This window comes from Maribacter aquimaris (genome assembly GCF_014596745.1).
In the GTDB taxonomy this organism is placed as follows: domain Bacteria; phylum Bacteroidota; class Bacteroidia; order Flavobacteriales; family Flavobacteriaceae; genus Maribacter_A; species Maribacter_A aquimaris.
Genome location: NZ_JABTCF010000004.1, coordinates 22,117 through 35,745, shown reverse-complemented (window position 1 = coordinate 35,745; position 13,629 = coordinate 22,117). Strand labels below are relative to the sequence as shown.

Below are 13,629 nucleotides of genomic sequence, written 5' to 3'. Positions count from 1 at the left end.
AAAACATAAAAAAGGGCTCCACAAAATGGAGCCCTTAAATTATGGAGCATTTAAACACTAACCATTAACTAAAAAAAGCTACCATAAATTTATTGTTATAATAAAGGAATTACTACTCCATTAAGTGAATCAGGCCATACCTTTTGTTGAAACTATTAAAGTTCAGCTAGGGTTTAAAATCAAATCAGTATTATTCTATATTTAAAATAGTTCCAAAGTAATCTTCACCCTGGATAAGTGATCAAATTTATTACATAAAACTGGGTTGACAAATAAATAACTTTAATAAGATTCAATCTTTAGTTAAAGGGATAAAGGGAAACCATTGGCGACGATAGAATCTATTATGGCATTTTTATCATAAAGCGTAGTACTGACTGAGAATCATAGAAATTCCTTTATATTCCAAAGGTCATGATAATGACCAATATGAGTATAGCGCTAACAAATAGGGCACCCGAAATAATCAAGACTTTTCCATCTCGTCCTTTTCTATACATGTTTAGAGATTAGAAAAATGGAAGTCCGTAAACAGTCTGTATAAAAAGACATAGAGCACCATTGCGAACATGGCCAAGGTGAACCAGGTAAAAGCTTTGAGATAGTGTCTTACGACATAATTTTGAATGTTCTTGAATGTCTCTAAATAGATTACCTTAACAAGTAAAATTGTTTTCATATATCAGGGGTTTGTTTGATACAAAGGTTCTGTGGTTATTGAAATATCGAATAATTTTTTCGTCAAAAGGGGTGAAATTAGGACTGAACAACATTTGGATTAAGGAATGTCTGTCAAACCTTACAAAAAACAAGGAGAGGTAATCTGATCTAATAGGTCCAAAAGTTATTTTCTTAGATATCCTGTAAATGTAACCTTCCCTTTTTTTGTACAATCCATAATTGAAAATCATTATCTTTAAAAAAGTTCAAATAAAGGATTATTTAAAGTCTATAAATACATTCTTTTTCTACTAATTCTTAACTTAGCCATATGAGCAGATTTCATTAATGATGATATCCCATTGTTGAAAACAAGCTTAAATACCTCATTAATTGAATTAAAGTATGGCAAGAATCCCAATCGGAATTGAAAAAATAAAAACCGTATATCGGAATTTTAGCACAAATGATAATACAGAAAATGAAAGGACGGAATATTTAGTTTCAATAACCGAAAAAGGACAGGATTGGAATAAAACTATTCGTTGCGGACTAAAAGAATTGACATGGTTGCGCGACGAAATTTCTGATATAATAGACAAGACAACTACTGCCGAAAAGTTGAATATTACAAACGATAGAGCAAAAATACTTGACAAACATTATGCAGAAGATGATTTATGTCAAGGCTGTAAATTTAAACTAACGCATAACTGTTTAACTTGTATTTTCGATTTACAAAGTCCACTCGAAAGAAAATTATTTCTTGCGTTGAACAAAAAGTACATTCGATTTGAGGCTCAATATCCTCTAAATTGGAAAGGAGAAAATATTTCCATCGCAGGTAAAACCTATGATAATCCAAAAAATAATTTCAAAGAAGTCCTAACTGTTGCGGATTTTTATATTGAGAAAGAAGGAGTTAAATTATGTATTTATACAGACGGACACACTTATCACGAAAGGACTGAAGAACAAGCTCAAAGAGATAAGCGAATTGATAGAAAATTACAAGAATTGGGATTTAAGGTTTTGAGATATACTGGAAAAGATGTGAATGAAAACACAGAATTAATTGTGAAAGAAATTAAAAAGTGGATAGAAAAGCCTGTTTAAAACAAAGAACTGATGTAGCCTTACCCTTTTCTCGCACAGTTCAAAACTCAAAATCTTTATCTTTATAAAAGATTCAAAAAAAATAACCAAAGGTTCGTAAAAAGGACAAAAGTATTAGTGTAACCTTCCCTTTTTTTTGTACAATCCAAAAATGAAAATCATTATCTTTATAAGAGTTCAAAAAAAAGGATGATAAAATGTATGAAGACTATAGTCGTCAAGCATTGCCAACAAGGCAGTATAGAGAGTTACTAGGTACTGCCCTTTGCGTCTTTAATTCTAATAACTCCTTTGTTATCGAAAACATTTTAAGAGTAAACGATGAAACTTATTCATGGTATGAATTAATTGATAAAGCCTCTGGAGATTTACAGCCTATAATTAAAAAGACTATAACGAAGAATTCTAACAGAAAAATTGCTAGTCAATTTTCTCGCCTAGTTGCAAAAAGAAACAGAATTGTTCACAGTTTTCAAATTACTAAAAATAATGAACAGGTTCTGGCAAGTAAAGACAAGGGACACAAACAATTTATCATAGATAAGGAATATCTGCTATCGTTTATCAAGGAGAATGAAACCTTGTCTAGTATACTGCATGATTTTAGGGGTTTTTGATATGTGTCAAAGTATAAATAAACGATAGAATTTTAAGTTTAAAGAAAACAATCAAAAAGGCGCCTTCTCACTAGGTTTCCTAGCCGTGGCCTTCCATTCCCCATTCACTTTCACAAGTTTGAAAATACCCAGAGTCTTATCATAAGAGGTCGAGTATTTTACCCAAGCTATTTCACCTTCGATTCTTTCATCGATAACTTTGAAGTTAGATTCCGAATTTTTAGGCTTGGCAAACATTTTCTGAAGGTTTGAGAATGTTACGAATCCCTCAGGGGTGGTATGTTTTTTCAACGATGCTTCGTCGCCCTGATAGAAACTTTCTGCAACGATTTTCGCTATAGCGGCAGGGGATGCATCCTGAGTTTCCGCGCAAGCGATAAATAATAGCGCAATTGTAAATAGGGTTATTTTTTTCATGATACTTTAATTTGGGTTATTAATGTAGTTATAGGGGACTTTTAGCTCAATAGTACGCTCCCCATTTTTTTCATTGAGTTCCACGACAATCTTGCGGTCGCTGTCCAATGAAAATTTCGGCAATACATAAACCATGCTCACGGTTTCGCTTGCTACTATTCTGGTTGGTCGGCCATAAACAAACAGTGGTTCTTGATAAATACGCTGTTGTGATTTCTTTCTCCCTTTTTGTCTCGTACAAACCGAAAGGTCTAGGAAATTCAAATCGTAATCCAAAGTAGATGTGTTCTTAATTTGGATTACGAAATAGAGTTCTTCTTTATCAAAAACTATATTCTCAATACTCAAAACAATACCCTCGTTTCTTTTTCTAAGCTTGCTAATTAGCTGTTTTCTATCCAATAAAAAGGAACAGAAGTTCTGGTAATAGGAAGCTCTGTTTTTAATCAAGTTCTCAGACTTGTCAATAGCGACAGAATCAGGGCTAACAGGTTTTTCATTCCCGATACTCTTGGTTTTTGGAATGAAGTAATTGAGCCTTGAGAGGTGTTGTTTATACCTAACAATATACGAAAAAACCGAACCATTCTTATTGATAACCAGAAGATTACTCTCTTTTCCGGGTTTTGCTTGTAGCAATCCAAAATATTGTTCCTTCTCACGGTTGTAGGTAAATATAAAATTGTCCGACCCGGTTATTCCTTGCCGAATCGGCTGTGGAAAGAAAAGGGCAACGTTCTTTTGGTCGTTGGCATAAATCGTATCGAGTACTATCGGGTTCTGCGTTAGAGCTTGCGCAAGGCACAGTTGCGGTGCGAAAGTAAAACCAAAAACGAATAGTAGGGTAAGGATATATCTCTTCATAATAGTGAATTTAAAATGCCCACTTTGGGCTTATAACTTTGGTTTTAGAATGAGTTTGTAATTATGGAGTACGGTTACCTTTACACTTCGATTATTGCGACGGAAAACTTTTGCCACACCTTGAATTTGCGGTACACTAGGGATATTGATATCCTGTACCATATCATCTAGGACTTCATTGGTAGCTTCTTCCCTAAAGCTGTTCTCAACATAAATACCCTCACTACCGTCCGCAAGGTCATATGCCTTTAAGTTTGTGGGATGATGGTTTATATTTTCAATCGCAATTAAGGCGCGATTGGGTTGAAAACTGATAAAACCATAAATAAGGGTGTTTTTTTGAATCCGTTTATTGTTGATAGTGGCCCCTTTTGTCAATCGCATCCGCAGACGGCTATGGATTTTGACCACTTGGTTGCCATCGACAATGGCATAAATTTCTGAATCGGTACTACCCAATATGGACGCTTCATTGTTAATCGGTGCCGATGCAAAGAAGTGCTCATGTTCCAAACTAAGTTCATTTGCTTTAATTTGGATGCCTCTCTTGATTTCTGCTGAATCTACCTCCTGAATCACATTTGGGATTGATTTGCCACGACCTATATTTTCGTAAGTCCTATCGGAATAATTTATGCGACTGACTTTGTAGATACTATCTACAATGCGTGCCTTTTCCTTTTCGCCTAAATCCGGGTCATAAAAACCAAGGGAGTCTATCAGTTTTTCATCATAGATGCTGGGAGCGTTGGTTTCACGGACTTTTTTCAGGTCGTTGATGGCATCCAGTTTAGAATCATAATCTTTTTGTTCCTCTTCCAACTCTGGCACAAGGGTTTGTTTTAGATTTTCGTTGTCACCTTCGTCGTCCCCCATAATCAAAAACGAATAGGATATCAGGAAAATCAATATAATGGCCAATACCGATGTGAAGACTATTTTGTTCTTTTCTATTTTCATAAGATTGTGTGTTAACACCCACTAAGGGGTTTCATTAGGTATCTTTTTTAAGCTGTTCTCATAATATGCCGTGATAAGCAACCCGTGTGGATTGTTTGGGAAATTTCGATTTACGGTAATGAGGTTTCCGGTAGTTACAAGTTCATAGGTGTCGATGATAGTGCCACGATTGATTTCAAAAACCGTAATCGTTCTAAAACTGTATGCCCCGTTCTTTTCTTCAATTAGGGAATCGATATGCAACACTTTTTGGACCAAGGAATATTGCAACAGTCGATTATAAACACCATCTGATTTTTTTTGACGGTAGAGATTATCTACAGAACTATTGCCGAGCCATAACGCCTTCTCAAGATTCTTTTCATAATTGCTCGCATCGATATTGTAGAAGTAGTTGTGGAAGAGTTCTAAATGGGCTAAGGCTTCCACATTAAAGTTTTCTTTTTGTACCACTAGCTTTAACGGAATGACCGTGCCATCCGTATTTATGGCAAAAGCACTATTCATAGCCTTGGAATTGATGTTATACACCATCCATATGGAAAATAGGCTTGACGCGGTTGCAAAAACAACAGTCGCCAATACAATAATCCTATTTATTTTTAGAACGGCGTAGATGTCTTTATAAGGTCTTTTCATAGGATGAAATTTAGTTGGTGAATAATTGTAGTGTGAACGAAGTAGCACGGCGGTATAGTTTGAATTTCAGGAATACGATAAATCCCACAGAACCCAATTGTATGACCGGAGCAAAAAATCCTTGTCCGAATTCAGTCCCAAAAAGGTTTGTCCAGAAGTTGGTATTGATTTCGGTATAAATGGCGTTTACGAATACGTTCACCAAAAAGAAGGCAGGTACGAGCATATATACCGCAGCATACAATTTAAAAAAGGTATAGGCCAGGGATCTGAACTTTTCAAATACTGCAAGGCTGAGGATCAACGGAAAGAAAGCTTGCATTATTCCAAGTAGGAAGAAACGTTCGGCCAAAAACAAGGGATAGATGAAGAGATCAAGAATCCACAGGAATGTACTTATGATAAAGGCAAATATCTTGAAACCATATAATGGGGTTATCAGGGCCTCATAGAGTAAGGTCATTGCCATACTTGCCGCATCCAAAAGATTTACTTCTTCTTCAAGAGGTATGTCCTGTAGTTGTAAAGGAAGTAGGGCAGGGGCCGTGCCACGGTATTGTCCTTCAATGGCCACTAAAATTCCATCGAAAAAACCGAGTAACTGTGTTGAGAATATGACCAGGATAACAATAGCAAAGTTTTTGGCCAATTCGCCCGGACTCAATCCCCAGGTATAACCATCCTTATTTGCAATGCCCTCATTGTATTTTTTAAGGATATTGATCAGAAAGAACAGTACGGCGAGTGTTTTCATTCCTGCAATCGTGTATTGCGAGAAATCACTGTTTTTTATAGTTTGGAATACGGTATCTATGTATTCCAAACCTATCCCTAAGAGTATGGTTGCCGTCATTTTTAATAGTTCATTTCGCGATTATTGACCATATCCTGCATTTTTCTAAATGAAATGATATCCTTGTAGCGTTTGGTCTTTATGGTAATAAGGGAAACCATTTCCTTTGATTCGGTTTCCTTTTCTTTCAAGATTTTCGTTCTTTCGGCATCGGTCATTTTCAGAAAGTCGCTGGATAATATTTGGTCAACAAAATCGAGGCTTTCCAAAGAGTTTTCCATAATGGAATTGAAGGTGTCGGATATGCGGGCAATCTCATTGGGTTTGATATAGGGGGAATTGAGGACTTCCCTTAAATCATTCTGAACAACATTGAATAGGATTTGATTGTTTCGAGAGAGTTCCCTAACAGCCTTTAATTGTTTTACAACATTATTGACTTTTTCAATGTTCTCTTTTTGTTGTTTTAGAAATTCAACGGTTTTCAATAATTCTGAAGTTTGTTTTGCTGATTCCAAAAGCGATTTGGCCATGCTGATAAAATTGGTATTATCATAGACAGGCATGCCTTGGGCTTTGATATTCATGCTGAACAGTAGCAAGATTACAAGTACTGATATTTTTGTTTTACTCATTGTTAAATAGTTGTTTTGGTATTCGTGAATCTTCGATTTCATAGTATTACGTTTTAGAGGAGAATTCCATAATTGCTTTTTCCATGCACTTGTGTTTCTTATAGAGAGCCAATATCATGTCGTTTTCAGGGCCATCGGTTAAGTAGGCTGCATAAACCTCTTTGGGTACCTCCAGTCTGAAGATGTTACTCTCTTTTCCGATTTTCATGAACAACTCCGTGTATTTTCGAGGTCCGGTAAGGTTGTTCTTAATGGACTTTAACTGATTCAAATCGTGGCTAGAGAGGTTTAAACGCTTCTGCAACCCATCATATCCTTTTTCATTGTTAAGGCTATAAACCACCTGGGTGTTTTCAAGAATACTTGCTGATGTGGAATTGTCTGGTAATTGGTTGATGGATTGAAGGATAATACCAATGGCACTATTCTGTTTCCGGATAGCCTGGTAGTAAAATTCCACACTCTCCAGTACATTGTCGAACTTTAATTGTTTGGCAAACTCATCAAAGAGAATGATGCCTTTTTCGGCTCTATTCTTCCAAATGGTTCTTTGAATGGCCGACTTGATCAACTTGAGCATTACGGATAGGATCTCCTTGTTATCCTTGACTTCATCGAGTTCAAAAACAATCAATCGCTTATCCTCGATTTTATAGGTCTGGTCTTCACTTACTTCAAAAAGAAAGCTATATAGACCATCGCCAACATACTCCGACATTACATGTAAAAAGCTGGTAACATTGAAGTAGTCAGGATGGATTTTAAGCTGACTTAAAAGGGATGCCTGATTAATCTCGATGAACTTGTAAAAGCCATCGAGGGAATGACCTTCGGATGTACTATCGTAGTAGAATCGTAGTATCTTTTTGATAGATACGGATTGTGTTTTGGTCACTTTTATGTCAGAAGCAAAGAGTTCAAAAAGGAATACCGATAAATCTTCCAATCGCTCAGGAGTTAAATCCATGACATCACTAATATAAAACGGATTGATGCCAAGGTTCTTTCCACTTTCATAGCGTAATACAGCGTATTTCTCGGGATAGAGTTTTGCAAACTTTGTATACGAGCCACCCAAGTCTATAATGACCAAGCGTACACCACTTTCGAAATACTGACGTAGGATGTTATTCGCCAAAAAGGATTTCCCTTCACCCGTAGGGGCGAAAATGGCAAAGTTCCTTGCCTTGATGCGTTTCTTTTTCTCATCCCAAACATCCTTTAGGACAGGTGTGTTATGTTCCCTGTCATTAAAGATGATTCCTGTTGGGTCAGACTTGTAGTTACTGTTATTGATGAACAAGCACAAGGCGTGTTTTAAATCGGTAACATATAAATCTTCATTGGAAAAATTTGACGAGAAGCAACAGTAACTATTCAATATATAGTTCTTTCGTTCTTCACCCCTGGGGTAGTATGGGATGATATCCAATTCTTTAAATTCTGTTTTTATTTTAGAGGCTATTTTTTCCAACTCTTGGGCTTCTTTGGCCCAGTAAATGATGTTGAGATGTCCGCGGATCACACGGGCATGGTCATCGGCATTGATCTGATCTAGAATATGTTGAATCTTGGTTAGGACAACCTTGTTCTGGGAACCAAAATTGGAACTTTTGTTCAGTTCTTCAACTTTCTTATCAAGCTGCTTTCGCCATTTTTGTTTATCGTCTAAATAGATGATTTGATTTATAATATGATTCTCGTTCAAGGTTAATCCCAAACCGTCAACAAAGCCTTGATGAAAGACAAAATCATCGGAGGTAAACCGTTCATTGGTTTTACTAGTCTGTACACTTTCACCAAAACAGAGTTCACTGTTTACAGCCAACGCATCGAAGTGATTTTCTCCAATGGTGGTGTTTGATTTTTCCAAAAGAATATCCGTATCAATACCCGAATTGAATCCATTAAAATAGTTGTGGGTTAGGGTATGTATTTCTTTCGCTTCAAGCGGAATAAATTCTATTTTACGGCTATTATTGATAAAAGAAATAGAGTCATTTACAGACCTTATGAAACTGTTTAAGGTGTCATCTGCTTCACGTAAAATACTTTTGGAAACTATGCGAAATGGGTTGACGAATTTGCTATTGTTTAAGGCATTATTCTTTGTAAGAATGAAGAATATATAGCTTTGATGTTCTATAAACCCACGTCCTTTAAAATGCTTGTGGGTCGCCTTTTCCAAAAAGGTTGTGTTGGGAAGCTGTTCGGAGTTATATTTTTGTTTGAGGTACACATCCTGTTTATGTATTACGCATCCTGTAGGCAATGATTTGATAGCCTGAAACCAAGCACCATGCATATCTTGAAAATCCTTTTCCGATATGGAATATATTTCAGGGAGTGTACCTTTATAGCACAAAACTACATTGCCGTTATTGGCAAACACCACGTTTTCGGTGATATCAACTATGGGATAATAGGATGCCAGGTTAATCTTGTTCATAATGTAGTTCAGATGATTTTTTGTTACTGATAATTTTGGGAAATACCTTTGAAAACTGAGTTGGTTTCAAATTTTGGGCAAACTTGGTTAAGCCTATATAGAGGATGGAATTAAAGAAAAGTGCACCAATGATGATCCCAAAGCCAAAGGAGAAGATAATGACCAACAGGGATGCAATTATCGCTATCATCATAAGGGCGAATAGGGATACGGGCAATCCAAAGATCATTGCCCGTTGGCGTATGTTTCTATAGACCTCGAATTTTTTCATTTGGCATTTGTGATGATACCCTTTGTAAGGGTTTTTAGACGACTATTGAGATTAGGTAGGTGAAGATGCCCACTACTGCGCCAGCGATAAGCACAAAGACCAGAACACGGGTGATTCCTTTTTTGAGATCCGCATTTTCCCCGAAAAAATGACCTGCGTTGAAAAGAAATCCTATAAGGAAGATGACACCAAGAATGATGGGAAAAATAGTTCTGATGGTATCTGAAACATCGTTAACGGAGTCTTCAATACCTCCGATTTGAGCAAAAGTGGGAGCTGTGATAAGCAGCAAAGTGATTAGCATTAAAGTTGATTTTTTCATAGTTGTATGGATTTTAGATTAAAGTCTATCCGTACAGCTGGTGATATAGTGCCGTCTGCTGGGATATACTTTGTGAAATCTATTACGGTAAGACGGTTATGGCAGAAATCCGCTAAAATTTAACGTGGTGTGCTGTTAAATTTTGGAAGATTCTTACGAAAAGGAAGTAATCGCTGCATTTTGCGCAAACAAGAAGTAACGATATGGATTTTTCAAACTATGTAGTAACGGTATGTATTTTTCTCACTTTTTTATCCATGTCCTATGGTCAAAGCTCTGATAGACCTGTCATCGTCATCGACCCTGGCCACGGCGGAACAGATGCCGGAGCAATTGGTGTAAATGGAGTTTTGGAAAAGGATATCGTTTTGAGTGTGGCAAAAAAGATGGATAGTTTGAATACGCATTTATTTGATGACCGATTTAATATGTATTTGACTCGATATAAGGATACCTTAATTTCATTAGGTGGTAGAACGCAGCTTGCCAAGATGCTACATGCGGATGTATTTATTTCGTTGCATTGCAATCAAGTCACAAACAAAAGGGTAACAGGCTCTGAAGTTTATATAGACAAAAAACAAAAGTTGCATTCTGGGGCATCCAATGTATTGGCATTTGCTATTCAAAAACAGTTGAGTGATAAACTTGGTTTTAAAAGTAGGGGAGTGAAAGACGCAAATTTTCAAGTGTTGCAAGAAACCACCGATAGTTGCCCCGCTGTTTTGATAGAGTTGGGTTTTTTGTCATCTGTTGATGAAGCCCAACATTTGATGACAGAAGAAAAATATAATGGTATCGCTTTAGCAATACTGGAATCCATTAATAAAATTAGATAGTTATGGGAGCGCTGTATATGGAGGTTGTTAGGTGTTTGAGGGAGATAATGAAATTAAGTTATCGAAGGGTTGTTTTGTGGGTTATAAAAATCAAAGATTAAATAAATCTTAGGGAAAATTGAAGTTTACAGAGTTCACCTTTCGTAAATAGTTGTTTAGGTGGCTAAATTTTACCATTTTAATTGATTTTACCCCACAAGATAGGATGTTCACTTGCTGCATTATTTTTACTTGTAACTGTCTTGTAAATTGACCATAATGGTTTTTTATTTGGCCACATGGCCTTACGGTTAAGACCACTATCTTGCATTATTTCAAAGAGTGCCGGGGAGAATAACAAATAATCTTTCTGCTTTATATTTACGCCCATTCTGTAGGCTCCTAATCGAAAATAGGTGGCGTCATCTCCTTCGTCGGTTGCCACTTCAAAAGAAAAGTGTTTGGTAATATCTTTTATACCTGTGTTTTGAAATAAGGGGGATAATGAATCACAATAAGACGGCGTGTTAAAAGTTCCGGCAATTATAACGTTGGACTTTCCTTGGGCCAGTAAGGTTTTATAGATTTTCGCTATGTTTTTAACTTGGCTTTTCCGAATGGTATCCGCTATTTTAATGTCATCGTTTTGCCTAGCGAGATAGGTGGCCAAGACATATATTTTCTTCGATGTTGGAGTACTGATTTCATACTCAAGAAGGTTCTGAAAAAGGTCGCTATACCCACCAATTAGATGTGTTTTAATGGTTTGTAGTGAATAACCTTCACGCAACAGAATTGCCATTTCCAATCCCTTCATAGCATTGCTTTGGATTACAAAAGTTTGCTCGTAGGGCTTACAATCGAAATTAGGAAGCACTTTTTGATTGAATTCCTCTAACGAGCCTCTATCCTCAACTTCCTGCAATAGTAGAATATCCGCATTTACATCAGCGATGATCCGAGCTTTATTGTCCGTGGCAGTTGGTGGTATGGGCTTGGTCTGTACTTCTATCCATCCGTTCCAATTGGTCAAATGTCCAGCTCTGGTCTCCATAGAATGGTGGATGCCCTTCATATATAAAAAACCTGATTTGCGTCTAAGAACGGCATAGGGCCGGGGATTGGTCTTCTCAAATCCAACCAAGAAAGAGAGGTCTCGAATGCGATCTTGTTCAGACATTGTATTGTCCGGTTTTCGTATTAACATATCAAGTTCCTGTATCCAGGCGGTAAGACATTTTCCGAATGGTTTTTCGATAAGGCTTTTGTCCCTATGGAATAAATTCTGGATATTAAAGGTTGCTATTTTCATGGTGTTGTTTTTAGTTCCCATTATGGGTTTATTTGCGTTTGTCATTTGCATTTTTGTCAAAGGCGACCAGGTTGAACAATTGCCGCATTCGACTTCGAACTCTATTGCCGTACATATCTTCCAGTTCTTTGGCTTTTAAATTTGTAGTGGCGTGGGTTTTGATTTTGGTTTTCAGGAAAAGTTCATAGCGGGATAAAAGCACTTCGCCCATTACGTTACAATCTTTTCCATAGTGCCGGCCAATAGGTTCTACCCCTAGATCATCAAAGCAAAAGAATTGTCCATCCCCATAATCTTCAATGGTTTTATAACCAATGTGGTTGAAACCGAAAACAATATTCCGTGCAGGGATTACTCTATAGGGTCTTTGCAGTGGAACTAGATGTTTCAATAATCGCATCAAGCTTGTTTTACCACAACCAACAGGTCCGGTAAGTAATATTCCCTTGTCTGGGTCAATGTCATTTTGAACGCATTTTTCTTTATCTCTTATAAAGTAGTTGCAGAGTTTAAAGATAATTTCGTGGTCCTTGTCAATGATTTTGAAATCTTTCCCGAAGAGTATTCTCCCTTTGGCATCCAGGTACTCAAGAATCTTGGGAAAATCATAGACTACGTTTTTTCCGTCAAATTTTCCGATGGAGTATTGAACACCACCTTCGTTTATTTTAGAGGGGTTCATCATAGTCTTTTGTTTTAGTGGTTCGGAGGTTGTCCTTAAAATGGGACTGCTCTTTTAATGTTTCAATTTCTTTTGCCTTTATCATCCAATTACTTGCACTTGCCATCCAATCCACAATTTTTATTTTACCGCCGTGTTTCCAACCAATGGCCTGGTAGTGGTTAAAAAATTTCATTGCTTCCAAAGCAGGCCATTTTTTGCTTTTAAAAAAATCAATCACTTCAATTTTACTTTTTGGTAGCTTAGGTTTATTATTGTTTTCTTTTTGTTTAATACTGTTTGTATTGGATACTAATACAAGTTCAGTTGTTGTTTCATTGTTGGCCTGTTGTTGTACAGAGGTTGTCCCAAAAATGGGCATCCTTACTTCACTGCCTTTATAGATATTGTGGGAGGGTAAATATTCTATATACTTCCAGTTATTCAAATCTTTCAGACATCTATGGTAGGTGCTTTTTGATCCTATTTTTGAGAGCTGCATTACTTCTTGTCGGTTTACGTAAAACACCTGAGCAAAGCGAGTGATGTTCCACAATTGGAACAAAGCCATATAAAGACTCACATGCGTTGGGTTTAACCTAGAATCCTTCATGATGAGTTGAAATACAGCTGTGAGTTGTATTATGTAGTTCATACATCCCTAATCTATTTTATGATGTATGCGATTGGCGAGCATCACATTTTGTATCTCATCAGCATCGTAGAAAATGATACCCCCCATCTTTGTATAGGGTAGTGTACCATTGATACGTAGATTCTGTAATGTACCTGGACTAATTTGAAGCAGCTCTCTGATCTCAGCCGATTTTAAATACTTCTTTAGTTTACCTTGACTTTGTTTGGTAAGTAACTTTTTAATGTCATCGAGCAGTTCTAGTTTGAAATCTCGGAGGTCATCTGTTGTAATAATACTTGTCGCCATAGTAGAACGATTTTTATAGAAAGGGACTATCGAATAAATTTTTAATTGATAGCCCCTGTCTTGATTTGACTTTCGTTCGACAAAATTGGAGATGTTCAATGGGTTTTATTCCCCAGTACGACCGTAGTACTGTGAAAATTTAACTTTTTGAA

Annotated in this window: 17 protein-coding genes; 3 read left to right on the top strand and 14 right to left on the bottom strand. The window is 36.7% G+C overall.

All coding sequences use genetic code 11. The features are described from left to right. Positions 1-502 precede the first annotated feature (502 nt). The gene (locus HPE56_RS08120; RefSeq protein WP_188243274.1) at positions 503-679 is read right to left on the bottom strand and encodes a DUF6747 family protein; all 177 of its coding nucleotides are present in this window, start codon (positions 677-679) and stop codon (positions 503-505) included. 386 nt (positions 680-1,065) lie between these two features. Between HPE56_RS08120 and HPE56_RS08115 the strand changes: the two genes are divergently transcribed. Both HPE56_RS08115 and HPE56_RS08110 read left to right on the top strand, forming a co-directional pair. Beyond that, complete coding sequence (locus HPE56_RS08115) at positions 1,066-1,776, top strand: endonuclease domain-containing protein (RefSeq protein ID WP_188243273.1); 711 nt, start codon at positions 1,066-1,068, stop codon at positions 1,774-1,776. 197 nt (positions 1,777-1,973) lie between these two features. Further along, positions 1,974-2,393 (top strand): selenium binding protein, encoded by a 420-nt coding sequence (locus tag HPE56_RS08110; RefSeq protein WP_188243272.1) that lies wholly within the window; start codon positions 1,974-1,976, stop codon positions 2,391-2,393. A 51-nt stretch (positions 2,394-2,444) separates the two neighbouring features. Here the strand turns inward: HPE56_RS08110 and HPE56_RS08105 are convergent, their stop codons facing one another. Genes HPE56_RS08105 through HPE56_RS08065 form a run of 9 tightly spaced genes read right to left on the bottom strand, consistent with a single transcriptional unit; the run spans position 2,445 to position 9,725 of the window. Then, on the bottom strand, positions 2,445-2,810 hold the full coding sequence (locus tag HPE56_RS08105; protein WP_188243271.1) for a hypothetical protein: 366 nt from the start codon (positions 2,808-2,810) through the stop codon (positions 2,445-2,447). A gap of 6 nt (positions 2,811-2,816) precedes the next feature. Further along, positions 2,817-3,674 (bottom strand): DUF4138 domain-containing protein, encoded by an 858-nt coding sequence (locus tag HPE56_RS08100; RefSeq protein ID WP_188243270.1) that lies wholly within the window; start codon positions 3,672-3,674, stop codon positions 2,817-2,819. A 30-nt stretch (positions 3,675-3,704) separates the two neighbouring features. Beyond that, a complete protein-coding gene (traM, locus tag HPE56_RS08095; RefSeq protein ID WP_188243269.1) occupies positions 3,705-4,634 on the bottom strand; it encodes a conjugative transposon protein TraM in 930 nt (309 codons plus the stop codon). Positions 4,635-4,655: 21 nt separating this feature from the next. Further along, positions 4,656-5,273, bottom strand: a complete 618-nt coding sequence (locus tag HPE56_RS08090; RefSeq protein ID WP_188243268.1) for a conjugal transfer protein TraK — start codon at positions 5,271-5,273, stop codon at positions 4,656-4,658. A gap of 10 nt (positions 5,274-5,283) precedes the next feature. Further along, positions 5,284-6,126, bottom strand: coding sequence for a hypothetical protein (locus HPE56_RS08085; RefSeq protein ID WP_188243267.1), 843 nt, complete (start codon positions 6,124-6,126; stop codon positions 5,284-5,286). Positions 6,127-6,128: 2 nt separating this feature from the next. Further along, positions 6,129-6,701, bottom strand: a complete 573-nt coding sequence (locus HPE56_RS08080; protein ID WP_449405377.1) for a conjugal transfer protein — start codon at positions 6,699-6,701, stop codon at positions 6,129-6,131. A gap of 46 nt (positions 6,702-6,747) precedes the next feature. Then, a complete protein-coding gene (locus HPE56_RS08075) occupies positions 6,748-9,150 on the bottom strand; it encodes a TraG family conjugative transposon ATPase (RefSeq protein ID WP_188243265.1) in 2,403 nt (800 codons plus the stop codon). Beyond that, on the bottom strand, positions 9,137-9,421 hold the full coding sequence (locus HPE56_RS08070; protein WP_188243264.1) for a hypothetical protein: 285 nt from the start codon (positions 9,419-9,421) through the stop codon (positions 9,137-9,139). Before HPE56_RS08070 ends, HPE56_RS08075 begins: the two co-directional genes overlap by 14 nt. Before the next feature lie 34 nt (positions 9,422-9,455). Then, positions 9,456-9,725 (bottom strand): hypothetical protein, encoded by a 270-nt coding sequence (locus HPE56_RS08065; protein ID WP_394355041.1) that lies wholly within the window; start codon positions 9,723-9,725, stop codon positions 9,456-9,458. A gap of 221 nt (positions 9,726-9,946) precedes the next feature. Here HPE56_RS08065 and HPE56_RS08060 point away from each other — a divergent pair, with 221 nt between their 5' ends. Beyond that, positions 9,947-10,582: an N-acetylmuramoyl-L-alanine amidase family protein gene (locus HPE56_RS08060; RefSeq protein ID WP_188243263.1), complete on the top strand. Its 636-nt coding sequence runs from the start codon at positions 9,947-9,949 to the stop codon at positions 10,580-10,582. A 178-nt stretch (positions 10,583-10,760) separates the two neighbouring features. On the opposite strand, the gene HPE56_RS08055 is transcribed toward HPE56_RS08060, so the two are convergent. The 4 genes from HPE56_RS08055 to HPE56_RS08040 are packed head-to-tail and all read right to left on the bottom strand — an operon-like array spanning position 10,761 to position 13,477. Next, positions 10,761-11,873, bottom strand: coding sequence for an exonuclease/endonuclease/phosphatase family protein (locus tag HPE56_RS08055; RefSeq protein ID WP_188243262.1), 1,113 nt, complete (start codon positions 11,871-11,873; stop codon positions 10,761-10,763). 28 nt (positions 11,874-11,901) lie between these two features. Next, a complete protein-coding gene (locus HPE56_RS08050; RefSeq protein WP_188243261.1) occupies positions 11,902-12,558 on the bottom strand; it encodes a P-loop NTPase family protein in 657 nt (218 codons plus the stop codon). After that, positions 12,542-13,189 (bottom strand): hypothetical protein, encoded by a 648-nt coding sequence (locus HPE56_RS08045; RefSeq protein ID WP_188243260.1) that lies wholly within the window; start codon positions 13,187-13,189, stop codon positions 12,542-12,544. The genes HPE56_RS08050 and HPE56_RS08045 overlap by 17 nt, the downstream gene beginning before the upstream one ends. Positions 13,190-13,195: 6 nt before the next feature. Beyond that, positions 13,196-13,477, bottom strand: coding sequence for a helix-turn-helix domain-containing protein (locus tag HPE56_RS08040; protein ID WP_188243259.1), 282 nt, complete (start codon positions 13,475-13,477; stop codon positions 13,196-13,198). Positions 13,478-13,629 lie beyond the last annotated feature (152 nt).

What these genes read in the sequence shown, in the direction of transcription:
- HPE56_RS08040 (WP_188243259.1), bottom strand. Translation starts at nt 13,477, where the DNA reads ATGGCGACAAGTATTATTACAACAGATGACCTCCGAGATTTCAAACTA.
- HPE56_RS08055 (WP_188243262.1), bottom strand. Translation starts at nt 11,873, where the DNA reads ATGAAAATAGCAACCTTTAATATCCAGAATTTATTCCATAGGGACAAA.
- HPE56_RS08090 (WP_188243268.1), bottom strand. Translation starts at nt 5,273, where the DNA reads ATGAAAAGACCTTATAAAGACATCTACGCCGTTCTAAAAATAAATAGG.
- HPE56_RS08075 (WP_188243265.1), bottom strand. Translation starts at nt 9,150, where the DNA reads ATGAACAAGATTAACCTGGCATCCTATTATCCCATAGTTGATATCACC.
- HPE56_RS08045 (WP_188243260.1), bottom strand. Translation starts at nt 13,189, where the DNA reads ATGAACTACATAATACAACTCACAGCTGTATTTCAACTCATCATGAAG.
- HPE56_RS08060 (WP_188243263.1), top strand. Translation starts at nt 9,947, where the DNA reads ATGGATTTTTCAAACTATGTAGTAACGGTATGTATTTTTCTCACTTTT.
- HPE56_RS08050 (WP_188243261.1), bottom strand. Translation starts at nt 12,558, where the DNA reads ATGATGAACCCCTCTAAAATAAACGAAGGTGGTGTTCAATACTCCATC.
- HPE56_RS08100 (WP_188243270.1), bottom strand. Translation starts at nt 3,674, where the DNA reads ATGAAGAGATATATCCTTACCCTACTATTCGTTTTTGGTTTTACTTTC.
- HPE56_RS08105 (WP_188243271.1), bottom strand. Translation starts at nt 2,810, where the DNA reads ATGAAAAAAATAACCCTATTTACAATTGCGCTATTATTTATCGCTTGC.
- HPE56_RS08080 (WP_449405377.1), bottom strand. Translation starts at nt 6,701, where the DNA reads ATGAGTAAAACAAAAATATCAGTACTTGTAATCTTGCTACTGTTCAGC.
- HPE56_RS08070 (WP_188243264.1), bottom strand. Translation starts at nt 9,421, where the DNA reads ATGAAAAAATTCGAGGTCTATAGAAACATACGCCAACGGGCAATGATC.
- HPE56_RS08115 (WP_188243273.1), top strand. Translation starts at nt 1,066, where the DNA reads ATGGCAAGAATCCCAATCGGAATTGAAAAAATAAAAACCGTATATCGG.
- traM (WP_188243269.1), bottom strand. Translation starts at nt 4,634, where the DNA reads ATGAAAATAGAAAAGAACAAAATAGTCTTCACATCGGTATTGGCCATT.
- HPE56_RS08085 (WP_188243267.1), bottom strand. Translation starts at nt 6,126, where the DNA reads ATGACGGCAACCATACTCTTAGGGATAGGTTTGGAATACATAGATACC.
- HPE56_RS08065 (WP_394355041.1), bottom strand. Translation starts at nt 9,725, where the DNA reads ATGCTAATCACTTTGCTGCTTATCACAGCTCCCACTTTTGCTCAAATC.
- HPE56_RS08120 (WP_188243274.1), bottom strand. Translation starts at nt 679, where the DNA reads ATGAAAACAATTTTACTTGTTAAGGTAATCTATTTAGAGACATTCAAG.
- HPE56_RS08110 (WP_188243272.1), top strand. Translation starts at nt 1,974, where the DNA reads ATGTATGAAGACTATAGTCGTCAAGCATTGCCAACAAGGCAGTATAGA.